The sequence below is a fragment of the Sediminibacillus sp. JSM 1682029 genome (assembly GCF_041366435.1).
Taxonomy (GTDB): Bacteria; Bacillota; Bacilli; order Bacillales; family Amphibacillaceae; genus Sediminibacillus; species Sediminibacillus terrae.
Map to the genome: position 1 here is coordinate 196,658 of NZ_JBEWYY010000003.1, position 21,323 is coordinate 217,980.

Genomic DNA, 21,323 nt, shown 5'->3' on the forward strand with positions numbered 1-21,323 from the left:
GCTCCCTGCCCAAGCGCAGCGAACACTATACTGCTTATGGACGCAAGGATGAAAAAGTATTTCATTTTATAATCCACCTCAGAACCGGAACAAATTTTCTTACTTATTATAGTAACAGATTTTTCTTGCCCTCTTAGGGGTTTTTTTTCTGATCAACTAAGCATAATTTAGTGCGACTATTTAATTATAATGATTAAAAAATGATAAAAACTTTAAATTGCCTGTTTGTATACACGTTTACCCGGGAAGAAGACAACTGTCCAATCTTTACATAAAGGGAGGAGTTTATTCAATGAGTGAAAACAAAAACCGCAAACAGGAACAATTGGAACAGTTCAAGACGGAGGACAAAGGAGAAAAACTGACGACCAATCAGGGTGTCAAAGTATCAGAGGATGAATTTTCTCTGAAGGCGGGCAAACGAGGTCCGACTTTGATGGAAGATTTCCATTTTCGTGAGAAGATGACGCATTTTGACCATGAACGCATTCCAGAACGGATTGTACATGCCCGTGGTTTTGCCGCTCACGGAGAGTTCCAAGTCTATGAATCGATGAAGGAATTCACCAAAGCAGATTTTTTACAGGATCCTTCGAAAAAAACACCCGTATTCGTTCGATTCTCCACGGTTGCCGGATCACGTGGTTCCGGTGAACTGGCCAGGGATGCCCGCGGATTTGCCACGAAATTTTACACGGATGAAGGGAACTACGATTTAGTAGGAAACAATATACCGGTATTTTTCATTCAGGATGCCATGAAGTTTCCGGACTTGATTCATGCAGTTAAACCGGAGCCGCACAATGAAATTCCGCAGGCAGCGACTGCCCATGACACGTTCTGGGATTTCGTCGCCAATAACCAGGAGTCGGCTCATATGATTATGTGGGCGATGTCCGACAGAGCCATTCCACGTAGTTTCCGGATGATGGAGGGCTTCGGCGTCCATACTTTCCGTTTCGTCAATGCAGAAGGAAAGGCTCACTTCGTCAAGTTCCATTGGAAGCCAGTTTTGGGAACCCACTCAGTGGTATGGGACGAGGCACAGAAAATCAACGGGAAGGACCCTGATTTTCATCGTCGCGATTTATGGGAAGCAATCGAAAATGGCGACTATCCGGAATATGAACTCGGCGTGCAAATGATACCGGAGGAAGAGGAATTCCGTTTCGATTTTGATATATTGGATCCCACCAAGATATGGCCGGAGGAAGACGTTCCGGTGAAGCTGATCGGAAAAATGACGCTGACCCGCAACACGGATAATTATTTTGCGGAAACAGAACAGGTTGCTTTCCATCCGGGCCATGTCGTGCCGGGCATTGATTTCACGAATGATCCCTTGTTACAGGGACGGCTGTTTTCTTACACGGACACGCAGCTAATCCGGCTGGGCGGCCCTAACTTCCATGAGCTGCCGATCAATCGTCCGGTCTGCCCGTTTCACAATAACCAGCGGGACGGTTATGGACGGCAAACGATCAACAAGGGGCGTGTCAGCTACCATAATAACTCCCTTGCTGCCAATACGCCGGAACCGGCGAGTGAAGAGGAAGGCGGGTTCAAGCATTATCAGGAAAAAGTGGATGGATATAAAGTCCAGGCTCGAAGCGACAGCTTCAAAGACCATTTCTCTCAAGCTACGTTGTTTTGGAACAGCATGAGCGAAGCGGAAAAACAACATATGATCCAGGCATTCAGCTTTGAGCTGGGGAAAGTGGAAAGTGAATCCGTACGTCAACAGGTTGTCGATATGTTCGGCAATGTAAGTATGGAACTGGCGACAGAATTTGCGAAAGCGATCGGGGCCAATCCGCCGCAAGGAAAAGATACAGGCGTAACGAAAGCTTCTCCAGCCTTGAGCCAGGAAAACACGAAATTCAAGGCCGATACCCGAAAGATTGCTTTGATCCTCGGCCAAAACTTCAATGGCAAGGAAGTAAAGCCGGTTATCGATGAACTGAAGGGAAAAGGACTGCAAATAGAAGTGATCAGTGATAGCCAGGGTAAGGTGACCGGAGAAGATGGTACCGAGCTGGACGTCGATCATACCTTCCTGACGGCTGATTCCGTATTGTTTGATGCGGTATACGCAGCAGGAGGAGAGGAAAACAAAGAATTTTATAAACAGGCCGCCTATTTCGTGATGGAAGCATTCTCGCACTATAAACCGATCGGCGCGACACATGAAGGCAGAAAGCTATTGGAGGCAGACGGCATGGAAGACAGTTCCGGCGTTGTTTCAAGTGAAGACACAACAAGATTCGCCGAGCAGTTCAGTAAGGCGATTGCCGAGCATCGACATTGGGATAGAGAAGTTTTATAGAATGAAAAGGACATAACCCAGAGGGCCTCACTCCCTCTGGGTTATCATTTTGCTTTGGAAACCTCTTGAAATGCTTCTTTCTCCCGCATCCCGCTGTTAAGGCTGTGCAACACCATTCCGCCAATGACGAGAAAAACTCCGGCGAAAGAAAGCGCGCTTGGCATTGCTGCATGAAGAAAGATGATTTCCCCCATCAAGGCAAACACTACTTCCCCAGATTGTGTGGCCTCGACGCCGGCCAATTTTTGGTTGTCATGTTTAACTAGATTGGTAGCGTAGAAAAATAAACCAGTAGCGATGATGCCGGATGAAACAGCGACGATGAATGTCTGCACAAGCTGGCTGGAAGAAGGGGCGCCGTGCGCTATTGCACCGTAGACGGAAAGAATCAGCCAAAACGGCATGCTGGCGATGGTCATTCCGAGGATGCGTTGAAACGTATTGAGCTCGTTGCCGACGACTTGCATCATTTTCCGGTTTCCTAATGGATAACTGAAAGCGGATAGGAGCAACGGGAGTGTACACAACCAGACACTTGCCAAAGGGACTGCAGAAGCGTGTTCGAGCTGCATCAGAATGACACCGCCGAGTATAAGGACAGAAATGAGGACGCTTTTTACCGGAATCGATTGCTTTATCCCGGTTTGTTTTTCAAGAAAAGGGACGAGCAGGGAGCCGGCAATGATGGTCAGTTGAAAGGTTGCTGCGACTAGCCAGCCCGGACCGTACACAGTGGCAAAAGCGATAGGCGCATAAAAGAAACCGAAGCCGACGGAGCTCCAGACAATCCAGGCTGTCGGATGGTTTTTCAGATGTACCAACACTGGCCTGATTTTTCCTTGGAAACCGACGATTGCGATTAACATCGGGAGCATGAAGAAGAACCGTAAAGAAGCACTCCATACCCAGCTGCCGCCCTCCAGCTCCATGGATCGGTTCAGGATAAAGGTGACAGAGAAAAACAATGCCGCTAATAGTCCGACCACAAACACTCGCATCTGCTAACCTCCAGTAAACTTTCGGATATGCGAACCATTTTACTACAACTTCCAGCAAAATGGGGAAGTTCCTGTGACTTTCTTTCAAAAGGAAAATCAGATAAGATTTTTGCAGGATCAATCGTCGTCTTTTTCCTTCGCAAATCAGCGGGTTTTCTTTTGTGCAGCCAATTATGTACACTGAAAACAGAAGAAGTAAGCGAAAGGGTGGTATAGTGGAGGAAAGCGCAAAAACAAGGTATTTAGAAGTAGTGGAACTCAAACAAGTAGGGGAAGGTATGCGGGTCTGTCTGGATTTTATCGATCGTCTGCAAGAGGAAGAGGGACTTTATATCGGCAATACCGGCCATGGATATCTTAAAGTTTTGTCGGAAAACAGGCAATCGGAGGGTTACCCTCCACGGCCGTTCCGGATCAACTGTGGAGGATTCCACCAATATTTTTATCAGGAAAAGGAAAGTCGATACTTGCAGGAAATAAAGGCAGGAGAATCCCTTGTGGTAAGCAGTCCGCAGGGAAGCCGTTCGATTTCAATCGGACGCGTGAAAATAGAAAGACGTCCGTTGATACGCGTTATTTGTCATGGGGAGGAAGGGAGCATTTCGGCTACTTTGCAGTCTTCTACGAGCGTATATGTAGAGGAGGCGGAAAAAGGTGCCGTTTCTGTTCTCGATTTGAAAAAAGGAGACAGGATCGCCGGGATGATGGATGAGCCAGGCAGGCATCTCGGGAAAAAAATAGATGAATTCATAGAGGAAAGATAAAACTGGCAAGAAAAAAACGCTATTATATGTGATTGGGTGAACAAAATGAACGATCGACAAACCGGGCTGTTGAGGTTTCTTCTCACCCGGGAAGACAATTATATCCAAGTAGATACATTGGCGCAGCATTTCGATTGCTCCGAGAAAACAATCCGCAATGATTTAAAACAATTGGAACAATTTTTGTTCGAACATTCCCGGGGGCGTTTAGAAAAAAAGCCCGGCTTAGGGGTGTTCGTGAAGATTGAGGAGTCCGATAAATCACGTCTGTTCGACCGGTTGCAATCAATGCAGCCCATAGTGGAGCGGAAAACGGATAGAGACCGCAGGATGGAAATTGCTTACGAGTTATTGATAAAAGCAAAGCCGCTGACCACAGGAGAGCTTGCCGATAAATACTTTTTGAATAAAGGTACCATTCGCAAAGACTTGGATGCCATTCGTGAATGGTTGAAAAAAATGAATGTTTCCGTCATCTCCAAGCAAAAAGTGGGGCATACCGTCCAAGGCGAGGAGAAAAACATCCGGCTCGCCCTTTCAGAACTGTCGAGGCTCGGCAGCCAAGAGGCGATGCCGATTTCGGCATTTATGGAAACGATGTTTGCCGGTGCCGATATCCGGCTGGTAAAAAAAGAACTCGATGCCTTGCAAGTAAGACATAAGCTTTCCTTTACAGACGAGACGTTCGATCGCCTGACCATTCACGTGCTAGTGATGATAAAACGGGTGAAAACCAGACAGCCGATTTCCGTTTCTTCGAAAGAGAAACAGATGCTGCATGATAAGGAAGAGCTTGAATGGGCAGCTGAATTTCTTGAAAAGATGGCAAGTGCTTTTGCCGTCCGGTTTCCGGAAGACGAAATGTATTATCTCGCTTTTCATATTCTCGGGGCCAAGCTCCGTTATCAAACAGTACCCGGAGGTCAGGCAGATGCTACATGGACAAGCCAGGTGCCGATGGTGAACGAGCTGGTCGACAAGCTGACAGCACGGATGTCCGAAGTGACGATGATCGATTTTGCCGAGGATGACCAACTGAAAGAAGATCTCATTCTGCATCTTTCTTCTACTGTCAACCGGATTACGTACGGATTGCCGGTCAAAAATCCGATGCTTCAGGAAATTAAACAGATGTATCCATATATGTTCGATATGGTGATTTATATCGTGGAGGATATCCATGATCACTTCGATTTTACTTTGCCGGAAGAAGAAGCCGCCTATTTGACGATTCACTTTCAAACATCGATCGAACGGCTGCGTAATCAGCGTGTGGAAAAACTGCAGGCAATCGTAGTCTGCCATATGGGAGTGGGAGTATCCCAGTTGTTGCGGACGAAGCTGGAAGGAAAGTTTCCGGAAATCGAAGTTGTCGATAGTGTCGCGAAATACAACGTAAAACAATACCTTGCCGATCATCCAGTCGACTTTATCGTATCCACTGTACCAGTCGAGAAAACCGGTATCCCGGCGATCCAAATTTCTCCGTTGATGGAGGGACATGAAATAGACAAGCTTGCTTCCTTTATCGGTAAATTGCAGTCTGGATCAGGAAACAAGCAGGCTGTGACTGTACCGGGTTCTCATCTGGCGGAATTGATGGATCCGTCTCTTGTGTTTCTCCAAGTAGAAAGGGAACACCGCTATGAAGTCATCGAGATGCTGGCCAATCGGTTGTCCGAGCAGGGTTATGTCGATAAGAAGTATGCCCACAGGGCGATCAACCGCGAACAGCTTTCCGATACAAATATAGGGGCGGGCATTGCCATTCCGCATGGCAGTCCCGATTTGATCAAAACCCCGGCAATTGCTGCTGCCACGTTAAAAGAGCCGCTGGAGTGGGGCGAAAGCAGAGCTTCACTCGTGTTCATGCTGGCAGTGCCCAATGATCATCCAGCCGTCCGCGAGGTATTCAAAGAGTTGTCTGATCTTACGGAACAGCCTGGCAGAGTGGAACGGTTGTTAGGACAAACCGATGTGCAACAGTTTATTAGCTTTATATAGCTATGGCTTTTTTATATACTGTTATCCAATTTGTGTCCTCCGTTTGAGAAGGCACGGGATAGTTCGGCTCTCACCCCCTGTGGCTTCTGCGGCGGCTGGTCCTGCTTCTTTACTCGCTCTCTGTGCCGGTTATCTGAGTCTGATGTCGCATGTTCGTGCCGATTCTGGCAGTACAGCTGCTCGTCGCCCTCCGCAGTTCCATGAAGGAAAAGGCCGTGGGAATTATTGGCATGGTGACGCGCGAAAAACATCCGTTTTTCCGGAGCGGTGGTAAAAATCAAAACTTTTGGCCTGGGTCAGAAGGGGTATAGTGTATGTAAGCGATTACGAAGTCAGGAGGAATCAGGATGAAATTGTTAGCGATTACTTCGTGCCCCAATGGTATTGCCCATACGTACATGGCAGCAGAAAACCTGCAAAAAGCTGCCGATGAATTGGGTGTAGACATCAAAGTGGAAACCCAAGGTTCCATTGGAGTGGAAAATGAATTTAGTGAACAGGACATAGCGGAGGCGGATGGTATCATCATCGCTGCCGACAAAACAGTGGAAAAAGACCGCTTCTCCGGAAAAAAACTGTTGGTGGTAGGTGTACAGGAAGGGATACGCCAGCCCAAGCAGTTGATCAACAAAGTCATCAGCGGAGACGTCCCGGTGTATAAGGGACATAGTGATAGACAAAGTCAGACAAACACGCAGAAAAAGAAGGATAAAGAAAACCCGATCTACCGTCATTTGATGAACGGCGTTTCCTATATGATTCCGTTCATCGTCGTCGGCGGTCTGTTGATTGCAATCTCGTTATCTTTGGGAGGGCAACAGACGCCGGAGGGCATCCAGATACCGGAAGGATCGTTCTGGAAAACGATTGAAAGCATCGGAAGCGCCTCCTTTACCTTCATGGTACCGATCTTGGCCGGCTTCATTGCGTTCAGTATTGCCGATCGTCCCGGTCTGGCACCTGGTATCATCGGTGGTTATATTGCAGCTAACGGAAGTTTTTACAATAGTGAAGCAGGGGCTGGTTTTCTAGGCGGAATCATCGCCGGGTTCCTGGCAGGATATGTTGCGTTATGGATTAAAAAGCTGAAAGTGCCGAAAGCAGTCCAGCCAATCATGCCGATTATCATCATACCGGTTTTTTCAGCACTCATTGTAGGCTTGGCTTTTGTATTCTTTATTGGCGGACCGGTTGCACAAGTATTTGAATCACTGACCTCTTGGCTGGCAGGCATGCAGGGAACCAGTTCCATCCTGTTGGCACTGATTTTGGGGGCAATGATTTCGTTCGATATGGGCGGACCGGTAAATAAGGTGGCATTCTTATTCGGTTCAGCCATGATCGGGGAAGGAAATTATGAAATCATGGGGCCGATTGCAGCAGCAATCGCCATCCCGCCGATCGGGCTTGGTCTGGCTACATTCTTGTTCAAGCAGAAATTTCAAAAAACCGAAATAGAAACAGGTAAGGCTTCATTCACGATGGGATTGTTCGGCATTACGGAAGGTGCAATACCGTTTGCCGCACAAGATCCGTTGCGTGTCATCCCGAGCATCATGGTCGGTTCCATGGCAGGTTCCGTCATCGCCATGCTAGGGAATGTAGGGGACAGGGTTGCCCATGGCGGGCCGATCGTCGGCGTCCTCGGTGCAGTGGACAATGTTATCATGTTTTTCGTGGCAATCATTGTCGGTGCTATTGTGACAGCCCTTATGATCAAGTTGATTAAAAAAGATGTAACAGACCAGCCGGCGCCTGTCGGAAGTGAAGAGGATGTTCATGCAGAAGATGCAGCTGAGCAATTAGCGATGGACAATAAAACGCCTGCTGAAACGGCTGACACGGAAGAGCCTGAGACCGAATCATTGGATGAAATCAACAAACTGACCGATATTACGAGTCCTGAGTTGATCGATATCGATTTACAGGGAAACACGCAGGATGAAGTAATGGATGAGCTGATCGGTAAATTGGATGCCAACGGCTTATTGACGTCAGCGCAAGAACTCAAGCAGAAAATCGTCGAACGGGAACAAGAAAGCACAACGGGAATCGGCATGAATATCGCCATCCCGCACGGAAAATCAAAAGCAGTGAAACGTCCGAGTGTCGTATTCGGGATGAAACCGGACGGTGTAGATTGGAACAGCATGGATGGCACGGCTGCCAAGCTGATTTTCCTGATTGCTGTACCGGAGCAAGCAGAAGGCAATGCCCATCTGAAAATCTTGCAGATGCTGTCCCGCAAACTGATGGATGAAAACTATCGTGAGCAGCTGTTGCAAGTCCAGACAAAAGAAGAAGCATACAAGCTGCTTCAACAGGTGCAATAAGATAGTAGGCATGCCTGCAAAATTCAATATCGTAAGTAACCATGCAATCAACCGAAAACACGCTTGGAAATAAATCCAAGCGTGTTTTTTCAATAAGGGCTTTATGTCCTTTTAATCACTATTAGGTTTAAATGAACCACTTGAATGATTTATTTCGCCTAATTCAATCCTATTTCCATCAGGGTCCAGTAAAACGGCAATAGTACCTAATCAAATTGTAAAGTCCTATTCAAGAATACAGCGCCACGGTTCTCTAACTTTTTTACTGCAGTAGTTAATGACTCTACATCAAAACGGAGAACAGTGGGATTTTGTTTTCTTTGCTTTTCATGAAAGGACAGTTTAGCTTAAACGATTTGTTCTGCTAATCTTAAAAGCAGTACCTTCTTCTATAGATTAACACAGTACCATTCCGCTTTAGGTTTTATTTTTATACGAGACAATACTTATCCTTCCATAAAGGGTCAGGTAAAGAAAAAAACGTGAAGGTATAAAAATCTTCACGTTTTCCCCATTTTCACGCCTTATATTTCGCTGTCTGCTCCTTCAATTCCTCTGCAAGGCGGGAAAGTTCCCCGGCGTTTCCGGAAACCTCCTCCATCGCGCTGGTGGATTGCTGGGCAGAAGCGGAAACTTGCTCGATGCCTGCTGCCGATTCTTCTGACACTGCTGCGATTTCCTGGATCGATTCATTCATGCTGTTGCTGTTTTCGGCGATATCGCGAAGGTTTGCGGAAATATCCTGGATTCTTTCCACCATATTTCTGACAGATTGGTCGATGTCGCCAAATGTTTCTCCAGTAGCACCGATTTGACGGGAACCTTCTTCGACTTCTTTATATCCCGATTCCAACGAGGCTGCTACGCTGCTGGATTCATGCTGGATATTTCCGACTATATCCGTAATGTCGCCTACAGAGTTGGAGACTTGTTCTGCCAGCTTGCGCACTTCGTTGGCCACGACAGCAAATCCTTTGCCGTGTTCCCCGGCACGCGCGGCCTCGATTGCTGCGTTCAGTGACAACAGGTTGGTTTGTTCTGCAATATCGTTGATTACATTGATCAGCTTGGATATTTGCTGTGACTGAGCGTCCAGTCCTTGTACTTTTGATACTGCATCTTTGACGATGCCTTCGATGTTTTTCATCTGGCTTACCGATTTTTCCATCATAGAGCTTCCGTTTTGCGTCATCTGCAAGACATCATCAGATGTACCGGCGATTTGCTCGCCATTTTCATGAGCTTGGTTGATTTTGGCCATGAAATCCGTCATCATTTCCGATAATTCGGTAGAACTGTTGGCCTGTGTTTCAGCTCCCGAGGTCAATTCCTGCATGGTCGAAGCGATTTGCTGGCTTCCTTCTTTCACTTCTTCTGCTGATCGGTTCAACTGGGAGCTTTGACCGGAAACCGCCGTGGTGGCTTCTGTCACGTTGCGGATAATCGAACGGAGGCTCTCTTTCATCTCATTGATTGATTGGGAAAGCTGTCCGATTTCATTGGTGCTATCATGAGTAAGTTCTACGGATAAGTCACCCTCCTCGACGGTCTTCATTTTTTCCCGTAAGGTTTTTATTGGACGGGTAATTCGACCGGCGATGATCCACGTAAGGAGCGTGGAAAGCAATAAGACTACAAAGATGCTGATGGCGATCGGTATGAGGATAGGCTGGGATTTCTTCGCCAGTTCAGCCTTGTCCACTGTCCCGAGAATGATCCAGTTCAAACGGTCATTCAAGGTGTATCCTGCTGTTTTATCCCCGCCGTCCCATGTGAAATCAACTGCGCCGGAACGTTTGTTTTGCTCGATGATCTGTTGATAAAAGGATTCCCCAGACATATCTTCACCGATATACGCTTCATCCGGATGTACGACGAACTTTCCGGATTTGTCCATGATCGCTGCATAGCCGGAGTCTCCGATTTCCACGGTGCTTATCATATCAAGGACGGATTGCATATTGATATCGATTGATAGTACGCCGACGGCTCCCGTACCAGCTTCCACTGCTTTTGCCGCACTGACAATCAATTCGCCGGTTTCGGCATCAATATATGGCTCTGTCCAAATAACCTCGCCGATGTTTTCGGTTGCTTCCTGGTACCAGGGACGTGTCCTGGGATCATAATCATCCGGCAGGTCCAATGCTGGAGCAGTAAGCATTTCCCCTTCTTTTTCGGTGCCAAGGTAAGCAGTCTGTATCGCTTCATCGGAAGAAGAAATATTCGTCAAGGTTTCCATCAAGTCACTTCGCTGTTCGTCGAAATGCGTCAATTCATTTTGTTCGACATAATGGTTGATGACTTGTTCTTGGCCCTGAAAAAACGTTTCAAAGGATTCGTTCAACACATTTGTCTGGCTTTCGATACTGTTGGTCAATTCATCCGTCGTCAAGGATGCGCTGAAAGTATAGCTGATATAGCCGATTGCACCCCCGGCAGCCAATATCAAGGTGATCAGCGGAATCAGGATCTGCCGCTGCAATGATTTAGAGAAAAAGCGACCCTTTCCTTTTTCTTTTTTTGTTTTGGTTGTCATTGAAATACCCCCGTTGTTGTTAGTATCTGGTCCGCTCTTTTCATGCAAACAGCTACTTTCTTATAGGTACAAAGCAGCGGTTCTACCTTTTTTATCGTCATAATATTCATAATTATTTATACTAATTAGAAAGAAAATTATAGATTCATGCATAGAAGGGGTGCTTGATGATCATGAGAGAGAGGATGCCATTCCTGCTTGTCATATGCGGGGCAGTACTGTGGGGGACGACCGGGACAGCGCAGACCTTCGCCCCGGAAACGGCACACCCAGTGGCGGTGGGAACGATCCGGCTTGCTGTAGGAGGTACAACACTTCTCCTGTTATTGTTGTTATTTGATTGGAAGGCCAGCTCCCTTCGGGGATTTTCGTGGAAGCAGGCGCTGCCTGCCGTGATCAGCATGGCTTGTTATCAGCCGCTGTTCTTTTCTGCGGTGACGATGACCGGCGTAGCCGTGGGAACAGTGACGGCAATAGGCAGTGCACCTATATTGGCCGGGATTTTGGAAGTGGTTTTTTACCGAAAAAAACAGACGGTCCGATGGGGAATTGCTACGCTGTTGGCAGTGGCGGGATGTATCATGCTGTTTGTTAACTCCGGAACGGTGACTGTCCGGCCGCTGGGAGTACTGTTTGCACTTGGTGCGGGCTTGTCCTTTGCTGTCTACTCTTTGACGAGCAAGCAGCTGATGGAAAACCGATCTGCGTTGTCTGTAACGGCGCTTGTTTTCACTGGTAGTGCACTCTTGTTGGCTCCGTTGCTTTTTTGGTATGATACGTCTTGGCTCGGGCGGTGGCAGGGGATAGCCGTCAGTTTGCACCTCGGTGTGGCTGCAACCAGTGCAGCTTATCTTTTGTTTTCCCTCGGGCTCCGGAGAGTGCACTCGTCCACAGCTGTCACGTTGTCCCTGGCAGAACCGCTTACGGCTGCTGTGCTTGGTGTGTTTTTGGTCGGAGAAACCCTGACTGCTTTTTCCTGGTTTGGCATGCTCGTTCTGTTGAGTGGCATGGTTGTTTTGACAAGTGGGAAAAAGCAGCCTGAAAACAGGGAGGGTAATGCAAAAACATTTGTAAAAACTAGTGAATGATTGGCGGCAAATCGATTGTTGTCTCATCTTTCAATGATATGTGCAGCTGCAATTGCTGGTTGATGGTGGCCAGAAAAACCGACTCCGATCCGGAAATGTTTTGTGCGGTTAGTTGCCTTAGCAGCCAGTCTTGATCGACGTCGAATTTTTTCAAAACGGAATGATAAATCTTTCCCTCCATGATGACGGGATAAGCAATAGTGGCTGTTTGCTGTGGGAGACCCATGTCTTCCCGCGTGACAGTGTTTTTACTCGGTTTTTTCAATACACTCAGGGAACCGTTTGCCTCTATCACACCTGTCTCTACTTCCGATATATCAAACACATTTTTTTCCCGGAGCATCTGCAGGACGTTATCGATGGAATAGTGGATTTTCTTCAAGTTTCCTCTTAACAGCTTTCCGTTCTGGATGACGATGGTCGGTTCAAAAGTCACCAGTTTACCGAATTTGCGACTCGACAATTTCCAACTGGCTACCAGACGTTGAAGTACTGCAATTCCGAGAATTGCTACAACAGTGGGCAAATGCTCGATACCGGGATCGGCGATATCTGCGCCGACCACTGCTCCGATGGTCAACACGATTAAAAAGTCGAATACGGGCAGCTCCCCGATGGCCCGTTTTCCCATGAACAAGGTGATGATCAATAATAACGGCAGGATAGTGGCTATTCGGAACAGGACGAGCAAGACATCCTTTAAAAAATCGGCCATGAATCGTTCACACCTTTTCGGTAAGATTAGTTCGTATTTAAAATGGCTTGCTTATCTTTTCTTTATACAGGAAAGTAGAATGGTTTGGCTTTATCTATCAAGCCAGGTAATGCAAAATAGAAGGATAACCGAAAGCAGGAGGGAAAAGCATGGATACATATAATCAATACGATGCAGTCGGGTTGGCTGAACTGGTAAAACAAAAACAAGCGAAGCCGCAGGAACTTCTGGAGGCTGCTTTTCGACGGTTGGAAGCTGTGAATCCCGCACTCAATGCCGTGATTCGCTCTCGTGAAGACAAGGTTTTCAAAGAAGCGGAACAACTTGATATAGACTCCCAGCCCTTTGCCGGAGTGCCCATCGCATTGAAGGATATTTCCCAGGCAATGGAGGGAGAACCTTTGACGGCCGGCTCTCGTTTATTGCGCAACAATATGGCAAAAAGAGATTCCAATTTAGTGGCGCGCCTGCGCAAAGCCGGTTTTTTATTTATCGGACAAACCAACACACCTGAATTTGGACTGAAAAATATATCCGAGCCAGAGATATATGGAGCGACAAAGAATCCGTGGAATTTGAACCATTCATCGGGTGGATCGAGCGGCGGGTCGGCAGCGGCTGTCGCATCCGGTGTTGTGCCTGCAGCCGGTGCGAGTGACGGTGGCGGTTCTATCAGAATTCCCGCTTCTTTTACCGGTTTATTCGGTTTAAAACCGACAAGAGGGAGGACTCCGGTCGGTCCGGGGAACGGACGGCAGTGGCAAGGAGCATCGATTGATTTTGCGTTGACCAGATCTGTCCGGGACAGTGCGGCATTGTTGGATCTGCTGCAGACCTTTCAGCAGGAAGCGGCATTTCATATACCACTGTATGATGGCAATTATCTGAGCGACATGCAAAAGCCTTTAAAGAAAAAGTACCGAATAGCTTATACCACAGCTTCGCCGGTGGGAACCCCCGTGAGTAAAGATGCAGAGACTGCTGTACATAAGGTGGTGAGCTGGTTGGAGGAACACGGTCATGAAGTCGAAGAAGCGGAAGCTCCCATCGACGGGATAAGGCTGATGGAAAATTACTATATCATGAACAGCGGAGAAATTTCTGCCATGATGGCAGGTATGGAGAGAGCGTTGGACAGGCCGATGACTTTCGATGATATGGAGATCGTCTCCTGGGTGTTGTACCGGGCCGGTCAGAACGTGACGGCGGCTGAATATTCCCGCAGTCTTGCCGAGTGGGATGCAGCAGCAGCAACTATGGCTGATTTTCACAAAACATACGATTTTTATATCACACCGGCCAATGCACATCCCGCACCGGAAAACGGGGAACTTACCCATGCTGCAGAAGAAATAGAGCAATTGTTGAAGGTGGATAGCGTCAGCAAACGCAGACAGCAGGAGATGGTGTACGAAATGTTCGAACCAAGCTTGACGTACACACCCCATACACAGTTGGCCAATTTGACCGGACAGCCGGCGATGACAGTACCTGTGCATCTGTCTGACAGCGGACTGCCGATGGGGGTCCAGTTCATCGCCCGGAAAGGATGGGAAGTTAATTTACTGCAACTGGCCGCTCAACTGGAAAAATCGGATTTTTGGCTGGATACGAAAGCGGCTGCAATCAATTGTTGATAATATATTTTCTCGTTTAGGATCCGTAGAAAAAAGGGAATTTACCTTCAACAAAGGAGGATCCGAATATGGGAAAATGGATTAAGAGATTGATTAAGTGGGGGCCGATGGTGTACCCTCTCATCCGGAAGTTCAGAAACAGCCGCCGCAATGCGGGTCGATATTAGTGGGAGATAATGAAGAAAAGCACCGTCATCAGGCGGTGCTTTTTTGTCTGGTGAGGTTTTTCTGCAGCTGTTTCACGAGAAACGGAATAGGAAACGGTCACGGAAAAAACTCCTTATTGAAAATAGCTTTTCACTTGCCGCTGAGGCAATTATTAACTGCTCACGAATCGTTTGAATTGGCGTTTTCTTTTGGTTCGAACGAAAACTCGATTTCATCGTACTTACGTTTATATTTAATATGGAAATCGTATCCTTCAAAATACCAGGCATCCGATTCCTCCACAAAGAAACTAATGCCTGACGCTTCTGTGTGAAAAAACGGATTCTTCGGCCGCTCGATTGCAAGTCCGAGAGAAAAACCTCTGTGCAAGCCGCCGTGCCCGCCGTATCTTGCATAAAATCGGACCGCATCTCCTTCTGATAGATCCAGTTCATTTATGTACCATTTTGCTGCAGGTTGAGTTATGGAAATCATGTTTGTGCCTCCTTGTCCCCTTTACTATATCAAAAAAACCCCTGTCTTCACTATATTCGCAATGGTACGACAAAAAATAGACACAAAAAAGCCGGCTCTGCAGCCGGCTTTTCTATTCATTACTTGTAAATCAACACGTTTCCTACTGTTCCGTCATCACTTTCTCCTATAATGCGGAATTTCAGGCCTTCTGTAGGTACAATGCGTCCTGCATCAGGCAATTCTGGATTGCTGTAATCCACACTGTCATCGAACAATGGTCGGCGTTTCGTATGGTTGTCTGTCAACGTGACGCCGAGTGTTTCGGTATAATCAAGGAACATTTTGCTTGATTTGTGCAGGCTGAATGCGGCGTCGTTCAATTGATAGCGTGTATCGGCCACTGTGCCGTCACTCCAATAATTCGTGTGCTGGTCGGCGTCGACTACACCAAGGAATCCTTCGCCGGGATGTATGCCGGTCCAGTTTTCGCTATAGGAATTATCGACATACCATACCATCAGTCCTTCATCGAAGCTCATCAAGCTTGCACCTCGGCGGATATGGGCCAATCCTTCGTCCACTCCGTTGTGGGATCTCCACTCGAGCAGATAATAATTTTCTGAATAGAACTTTCCTTCATCCTTCACGAATCCATCGAATGCAAAAGGAGAGTCACTTTCCGCATCGTCTTCAACGACAGCAGTTCCATCTGCAGTAACCGTTATGTCATCCACGTAGAGACCAGGCTGTGCCACTGCGACGTCTGTCCAGTAGTTCAATTCCAGTTCCACTTCCTGTCCGGCATAGCTGGACAAATCAAAGCTGGCGTCCACCCATCCATCGGAATTTCCGGTAATACCGTGTCCAGGGTTTTGTCCGTTTGGATCTTCGGTGGTGGTGAGATTTCCTTCAATCGATTCACCGTTCACTTTTACAGAGGCGTAATCCCAATCAGTTTCAATGTTATACCATGCTTTGAAGTTCAGTTCCGCACTGGATGCCCCGGTTAAGTCGACAGTCAGAGACATGGAATTATTCAAATTGTTGCCGCTGCCGCTGAAATACTCATATTGGCCGCTGAAAGGCTGGTTCACTTCGGTTTCCTTATCGGGAAGATTGATTCTTACGGCATCGTTGTTTGTCCCTTTTGTAACTCCTTCATCGAGCAGGATGCTTGTCCCATTGCTGGTGATATCATCCGCATTCAAGGTCGTTCCGCTCAGCCAGTTCCCGCCATGTTCTGCTTGCAAGTATTCTTTTGCATAAGGACTGAAACCACTAGGTTCCGTACCTGGCACGTCACCTGCCCAGCTGCCGCTCGACATGATCGACCAGTAAGAAACAGGTTCTCCTGCTCCGGTATATTGGGTATCATATTCATCCGGCAAACCAAGATCATGGCCGTATTCGTGTGCGAATACGCCTGCAGCTCCATCTTCTGGTTCGATGGTATAATCATAGGCTGCCAGTTGTCCGCCAAAACGAGGGCTGTCCGAGCTTGCGCCAGGTACGGCGACCAGGTTGCCAAGATTCCAGCGATGCGACCAGATAGCATCGGCTCTCAGGTTGCCTCCGCCAGCCTCTTCACCGACACCGGCATGGATGACCATCAAATGGTCGATAATTCCGTCTGGTTCATCGTAGACGCCGTCTCCGTCATAGTCATCGCGATCCCATTGATCGTACTCTGACAAATCAACGTTAGGATCTTCCGCAGCCTTGCTCAATGCTTCGTACACCAATTCACGTGGACGTGCATCACTGCCATCTGGAGTCGGGTAGTTTCCGCCATAGTAAGCTGCTTCATGATCGGCTGTGTACCAGCCGGCGACCGTTCCGTCCACGGTATAACTTCCGCCGGACTGCTGTTCATAATATTGCTTCATGGACACGAGGTTTTCTCCGTTCGGACCTTCATAGCCATTTTCTCCAAAAATCATGTCTTGGAAGTGATCATGGGTATAATTTTCATAGAACATATCTGTTTCATCTTCCGTGATCGAACTTTTTTCATAATCCGGAAAATCGATGGCCAGAACCAATACTTTGTCTTCCCGGACAGAGCCGTCATACGATTCTTCGTCGACGCTGCCGACTTTATTCTTCTTGGCTATGCCGAGTTTGTTTCCTTTTCCATTCGTCAATGCGTTATTGCTTTTATTTTCATTCAAGATATTCTTCTTGTTTACTTCCTGATCAGGAGTTTCCTCTTTAGGAGCACCTTTTGCTTTAGCCTTCAAGTAACGGTTAAGAACTTCCTGGGCCTCTTCAGCTGTTGCATCCGCAGCAATTTTCCCCTCTTCTTTCAACATCTCGATCAGCTTTTCATCGTTGGCTATTCCCAAATCTGTCGGCGAGCCGACTTGAGCCGTGGGAATCTTGGTACTCAATGTCTCTGCTTGTGCTTTTTGGACCGGTGATAAAGCCCCTGCAGTCAAGGTGCCTAAACCCAGAGCCACCGCCATAGCAGTTGAAACTATTTTTTGTTTGTTCAAAAAACTTCCCTCCCCTGAATTTTCTGAATATTTACATAGTATAAAATACCATATAATTCTAATAGATTGCTATATATAACCGTATGATTTCAAGAAAATGGTAGTATCTACCCGGAATACCAGGACGGGAATGGGTAAATGGTAGTGTGTTCTTTCATAGAAAGGCAGCAGTTTTGAAAAATGGGAGATATAGGAGGTTCTCTCGATGTGAAGGATAAAAATTCCATGATATGGTTGTAGTAGAAAAACTATTTCGATAAGCTTTTTTATAGAGTATGTTAGAAAGGGGATTGTATGCTGAACAGAGTGATGAAGTGGGCTTGCGCAGTGCTTATTGTAGGTGGCTTTGGCACACTGGGTATAATGAGTATAGAGATTTTTGATTATTTAGAGTATAGATCTGTAACAGAAAGGGTCTTTCATGGCTCGGATATGGAGAATCAATCAAACCGCGGGAAACCAAAGGCAGAGTCGGCAGCAATGACGGAAACGGGGGAAGATATTCCGCTGCCAGTGCAAGTGGATAAGGAACAACTTACCAAAGAAAACCATTTCGGACGAAGCACAGCTGACAAAAAGGTTGACATAGAAAACAACGTTGTATCCATCAATAACGAACCAGGAATGGCGATACACAGCGCTCACCAATCCATTGACAATCTGCGGAACGGGGATATTGGTGTGAAAGGGTTGGCAGATGAAAAGGCCGAGGGAGAGTTTGTAACATCTATCGTCCGTAAGGAAATACACACCATCAGAGGATTTGGGTACGCGGAAGATGATATGACCGGAGCATTGGAGCTTCTCGATAGATACGAAGAAAGCGATGAGGCATCAGAAAAAGAAGAGGTCCTCCAAGAGCTTGATGCTATTTTCTATAAGTTAGATAGAAAACATAATGCGTGGGACAATCATAACCAAACAGTTTTACCATAATGGTGAAGGCAAGGGATGGATCCCGGCCTTTTCCTGAAAAAGATTTTGCTTCTTTTGTTACTATATCTTCCTTGCCTAAAGCCCTGTAAAAGCATATAATCCGTATAGACTTGTCGAATTAAAGGAAGTGCTATACGTGATTTCTCGTTTTTTCTCTTATTATCTACCACACCGAAGGTTATTTATCATAGATTTCACCTGTGCCATTATTGTGGCCTTGTTGGAGCTGGCATTTCCGCTGGCAGTCCAAAGGTTCGTCGATAAATTGCTCCCGACCCATAATTGGAATGCCATTGCCTGGGTCAGCTTCGGGTTGTTTGCGTTATATGTGTTAAGTACCTTTTTGCAATATATTGTCAATTACTGGGGACACAAGCTGGGCATCAATATCGAAACCGATATGCGGCGCCAGCTGTTTCAGCATGTGCAAAAGCAATCGTTCCGTTTTTTCGACAATACCAAAACAGGCCATATCATGAGCCGTGTCACCAATGACTTATTCGATATCGGGGAGCTTGCCCATCACGGTCCCGAAGATCTGTTTATTTCGATCATGACATTCACGGGCGCCTTTATCATCATGTTTACGGTCAATATGAAGCTGGCTGTCATCATTTTGATCATTGTTCCGTTCTTGGTCTGGCTGATTTCCTACTGCAATTTTAAAATGAACGATGCCTGGAGAAAGATGTACAAGGAAATCGCGGAGGTCAATGCCAGGGTTGAGGACAGTGTTTCCGGTGTGCGGGTCGTCCAATCCTTTACCAATGAGGATTATGAAATCAGCCGGTTTCAAAAGGATAATCAAAACTTCCGGAAGGCGAAGCTGCGTTCCTATAAAGTGATGTCCTACGGAACGTCCGGAATTTACATGATGACCAGATTTATCACGCTGATTGTTCTGGTCGTCGGCGCTTGGCTCAGTTTTACCGGGGAACTATCCTATGGTCAGCTGGTGGGATTCGTCCTGTACGTCAATGTATTGTTCAAGCCGATTGATAAAGTGAGCGCGCTGATGGAGCTCTATCCGAAGGGAATGGCGGGCTTCAAACGGTTTATCGATTTAATCGATACCATACCTGAGGTGCAAGACAAGCCGGATGCGAAAAGAATCAGTGGATTGAAAGGGAATATCCGATTTGAGGATGTTTCTTTCAGCTATGAGCATTCCAAGCAAGTTTTGACTCATATCGATTTAACAATTCCGGCGGGGCAAACAGTGGCTTTTGTCGGTCCTTCCGGAGCGGGTAAAACAACGATATGTTCATTGATTCCAAGATTTTACGATGTGGATGAGGGAAGAATCACCGTGGATGACATGGATATCCGGGAACTGCGCAAACAATCGCTGCGTGACCAGATCGGCATCGTTCAACAGGATGTGTTTTTGTTTACCGGCACCTTAAAAGAAAACATCGCTTATGGCAAGCTTGATGCCAGTGACGAGGAAATCGAAGAGGCGGCACGAAAAGCCCATTTGCAGACTTTTATCGAATCCTTGCCGTTGGGTTATGAAACACCTGTTGGGGAGAGAGGCTTAAAGCTATCCGGAGGACAGAAACAGCGGATAGCAATCGCCAGAATGTTTTTGAAAAATCCTCCGATTTTAATATTGGATGAGGCAACTTCTGCTTTGGATACGGAAACAGAGCTGATCATCCAGCAGGCGTTGAATGAACTTGCTGAAGATAGAACGACGTTGATCATTGCGCACCGCCTGGCAACGATCCGCAATGCCGACCGGATTGTCGTCGTCACGGAAAATGGAATCGAAGAAGAAGGAACCCATCAGGAGTTGATGGACAAAGGCGGCGTGTTTGCCGGTCTGAACAAGCATGGTTGAATAGTAGAATGGAAGAGGCAGGGACAAATGGATCGTGGTCAAAACTAATTCGCCCGGTTTTTGAGTTATAAAAAGTAAACCGTTCTAACCTTCCCTTTTAAAAAGAGCAACGCCCACTCCGGCAAGGTACTTCGCTTTCCGCGGGCGCGGCTTCAGCTCGCGCTCATCCCGCAGGAGTCTGCGTACCTTGCCTTCGTTCATGTAGAATTACTCGCAAACCAGCTATGCATCCACTCTTTATAATGGTTTATAAATCTAAAGATGTAGAGAGAGGGGGTATATTATGAAGCAAACCATTATTTGGCTGGTCGTAGCTGTTATACTTTTCATTATATGGTTTTTAATGAAATAGAATATTATATAATTAACTATTGAAACTCGGTCCTCTAATCGCAAAGGTCCGAGTTTTTTGCATGAAATCTGGAAGTACAGTCTTGCAAGTAACATGAAATTATACTCCGACATCCTAATAGATAAGAAAAAATGCCGGCCTTCATGTCAAGTTTATTCACATATCCGTTTTCTATTGTCAGATTATCTTACATAAACATAGGAATGCTTTTGACAGCCATGTATAATCAGGAATAAGATGTTGACGAATCTAACTAGCGGTGGTGAGTAAATGGAACAGGACACATCTTATAAGGAAAGAAAAGTAATCACCATAGGCGTTGTCAGCGAACTGACCGGTTTGTCTGAAAGGCAGATTCGCTACTATGAAGAACGGAAACTGATATTTCCTGAACGCACCCATCGCGGGAATAGAAAGTATTCCTTTACGGATGTGGAGCAGTTGATCGATATTGCAAACAAGCGGGAAGAGGGCGTCCAAACTTTTGAAATCAGGCAGGAGATGTTAAAAGAAAAACGGAAGGAGGAGGACAAAAAAATCCGCAAAGAACTGATGCGCGGTCAAATCAATGCCCGCTTCGGCGTGCAAAAAGATGGCTGAGGGAATTGCCAGAATCAAACCGTCATAATAGAATCATTATTAACAGAATATTTTAATAACAGGTTCATT

14 protein-coding genes are annotated in these 21,323 nt (G+C 46.6%); 9 read left to right on the forward strand and 5 right to left on the reverse strand.

Annotated elements, in window-relative coordinates:
* The first annotated feature begins 292 nt into the window (after window positions 1–292).
* Window positions 293–2,326 carry a catalase gene (locus tag ABVF09_RS07260; RefSeq protein WP_371068885.1) on the forward strand — a complete coding sequence of 678 codons (2,034 nt, stop codon included), beginning with the start codon at window positions 293–295 and terminating at the stop codon, window positions 2,324–2,326.
* A gap of 44 nt (window positions 2,327–2,370) precedes the next feature.
* Here ABVF09_RS07260 and ABVF09_RS07265 read toward each other — a convergent pair whose 3' ends face one another.
* The gene (locus ABVF09_RS07265; protein ID WP_371068886.1) at window positions 2,371–3,324 is read right to left on the reverse strand and encodes a DMT family transporter; all 954 of its coding nucleotides are present in this window, start codon (window positions 3,322–3,324) and stop codon (window positions 2,371–2,373) included.
* 215 nt (window positions 3,325–3,539) lie between these two features.
* Between ABVF09_RS07265 and ABVF09_RS07270 the strand changes: the two genes are divergently transcribed.
* The 3 genes from ABVF09_RS07270 to ABVF09_RS07280 all read left to right on the forward strand — a co-directional run bounded on the left by ABVF09_RS07270 (window position 3,540) and on the right by ABVF09_RS07280 (window position 8,425).
* Window positions 3,540–4,088, forward strand: coding sequence for a 3-dehydroquinate synthase II (locus tag ABVF09_RS07270; protein ID WP_237648663.1), 549 nt, complete (start codon window positions 3,540–3,542; stop codon window positions 4,086–4,088).
* A gap of 45 nt (window positions 4,089–4,133) precedes the next feature.
* A complete protein-coding gene (locus ABVF09_RS07275) occupies window positions 4,134–6,092 on the forward strand; it encodes a BglG family transcription antiterminator (RefSeq protein WP_026568794.1) in 1,959 nt (652 codons plus the stop codon).
* Window positions 6,093–6,439: 347 nt separating this feature from the next.
* Window positions 6,440–8,425 (forward strand): fructose-specific PTS transporter subunit EIIC, encoded by a 1,986-nt coding sequence (locus ABVF09_RS07280; RefSeq protein WP_026568793.1) that lies wholly within the window; start codon window positions 6,440–6,442, stop codon window positions 8,423–8,425.
* A 517-nt stretch (window positions 8,426–8,942) separates the two neighbouring features.
* Here the strand turns inward: ABVF09_RS07280 and ABVF09_RS07285 are convergent.
* Entirely contained in the window at window positions 8,943–10,964 is a 2,022-nt protein-coding gene (locus tag ABVF09_RS07285) for a methyl-accepting chemotaxis protein (RefSeq protein ID WP_081718026.1), read from the reverse strand.
* A gap of 167 nt (window positions 10,965–11,131) precedes the next feature.
* Between ABVF09_RS07285 and ABVF09_RS07290 the strand changes: the two genes are divergently transcribed.
* Complete coding sequence (locus ABVF09_RS07290; protein ID WP_371068887.1) at window positions 11,132–12,052, forward strand: DMT family transporter; 921 nt, start codon at window positions 11,132–11,134, stop codon at window positions 12,050–12,052.
* Here ABVF09_RS07290 and ABVF09_RS07295 read toward each other — a convergent pair.
* Window positions 12,042–12,767, reverse strand: coding sequence for a DUF421 domain-containing protein (locus ABVF09_RS07295; RefSeq protein ID WP_371068888.1), 726 nt, complete (start codon window positions 12,765–12,767; stop codon window positions 12,042–12,044). The two genes, ABVF09_RS07290 and ABVF09_RS07295, sit on opposite strands and share 11 nt — an antisense overlap.
* A 149-nt stretch (window positions 12,768–12,916) precedes the next feature.
* Between ABVF09_RS07295 and ABVF09_RS07300 the strand changes: the two genes are divergently transcribed.
* Window positions 12,917–14,404 (forward strand): amidase, encoded by a 1,488-nt coding sequence (locus ABVF09_RS07300; RefSeq protein WP_371068889.1) that lies wholly within the window; start codon window positions 12,917–12,919, stop codon window positions 14,402–14,404.
* A 327-nt stretch (window positions 14,405–14,731) separates the two neighbouring features.
* On the opposite strand, the gene ABVF09_RS07305 is transcribed toward ABVF09_RS07300, so the two are convergent.
* Window positions 14,732–15,046: a HesB/YadR/YfhF family protein gene (locus tag ABVF09_RS07305; protein ID WP_026568789.1), complete on the reverse strand. Its 315-nt coding sequence runs from the start codon at window positions 15,044–15,046 to the stop codon at window positions 14,732–14,734.
* A 119-nt stretch (window positions 15,047–15,165) separates the two neighbouring features.
* The gene (locus ABVF09_RS07310) at window positions 15,166–17,523 is read right to left on the reverse strand and encodes an immune inhibitor A domain-containing protein (protein WP_483314318.1); all 2,358 of its coding nucleotides are present in this window, start codon (window positions 17,521–17,523) and stop codon (window positions 15,166–15,168) included.
* A 294-nt stretch (window positions 17,524–17,817) separates the two neighbouring features.
* On the opposite strand from ABVF09_RS07310, the gene ABVF09_RS07315 reads away from it, so the two are divergent.
* The 3 genes from ABVF09_RS07315 to ABVF09_RS07325 all read left to right on the forward strand — a co-directional run bounded on the left by ABVF09_RS07315 (window position 17,818) and on the right by ABVF09_RS07325 (window position 21,254).
* On the forward strand, window positions 17,818–18,459 hold the full coding sequence (locus tag ABVF09_RS07315; RefSeq protein ID WP_371068890.1) for a hypothetical protein: 642 nt from the start codon (window positions 17,818–17,820) through the stop codon (window positions 18,457–18,459).
* Window positions 18,460–18,595: 136 nt separating this feature from the next.
* Window positions 18,596–20,302, forward strand: coding sequence for an ABC transporter ATP-binding protein (locus ABVF09_RS07320; RefSeq protein ID WP_371068891.1), 1,707 nt, complete (start codon window positions 18,596–18,598; stop codon window positions 20,300–20,302).
* Window positions 20,303–20,924: 622 nt separating this feature from the next.
* A complete protein-coding gene (locus ABVF09_RS07325; RefSeq protein WP_026568785.1) occupies window positions 20,925–21,254 on the forward strand; it encodes a MerR family transcriptional regulator in 330 nt (109 codons plus the stop codon).
* Window positions 21,255–21,323 lie beyond the last annotated feature (69 nt).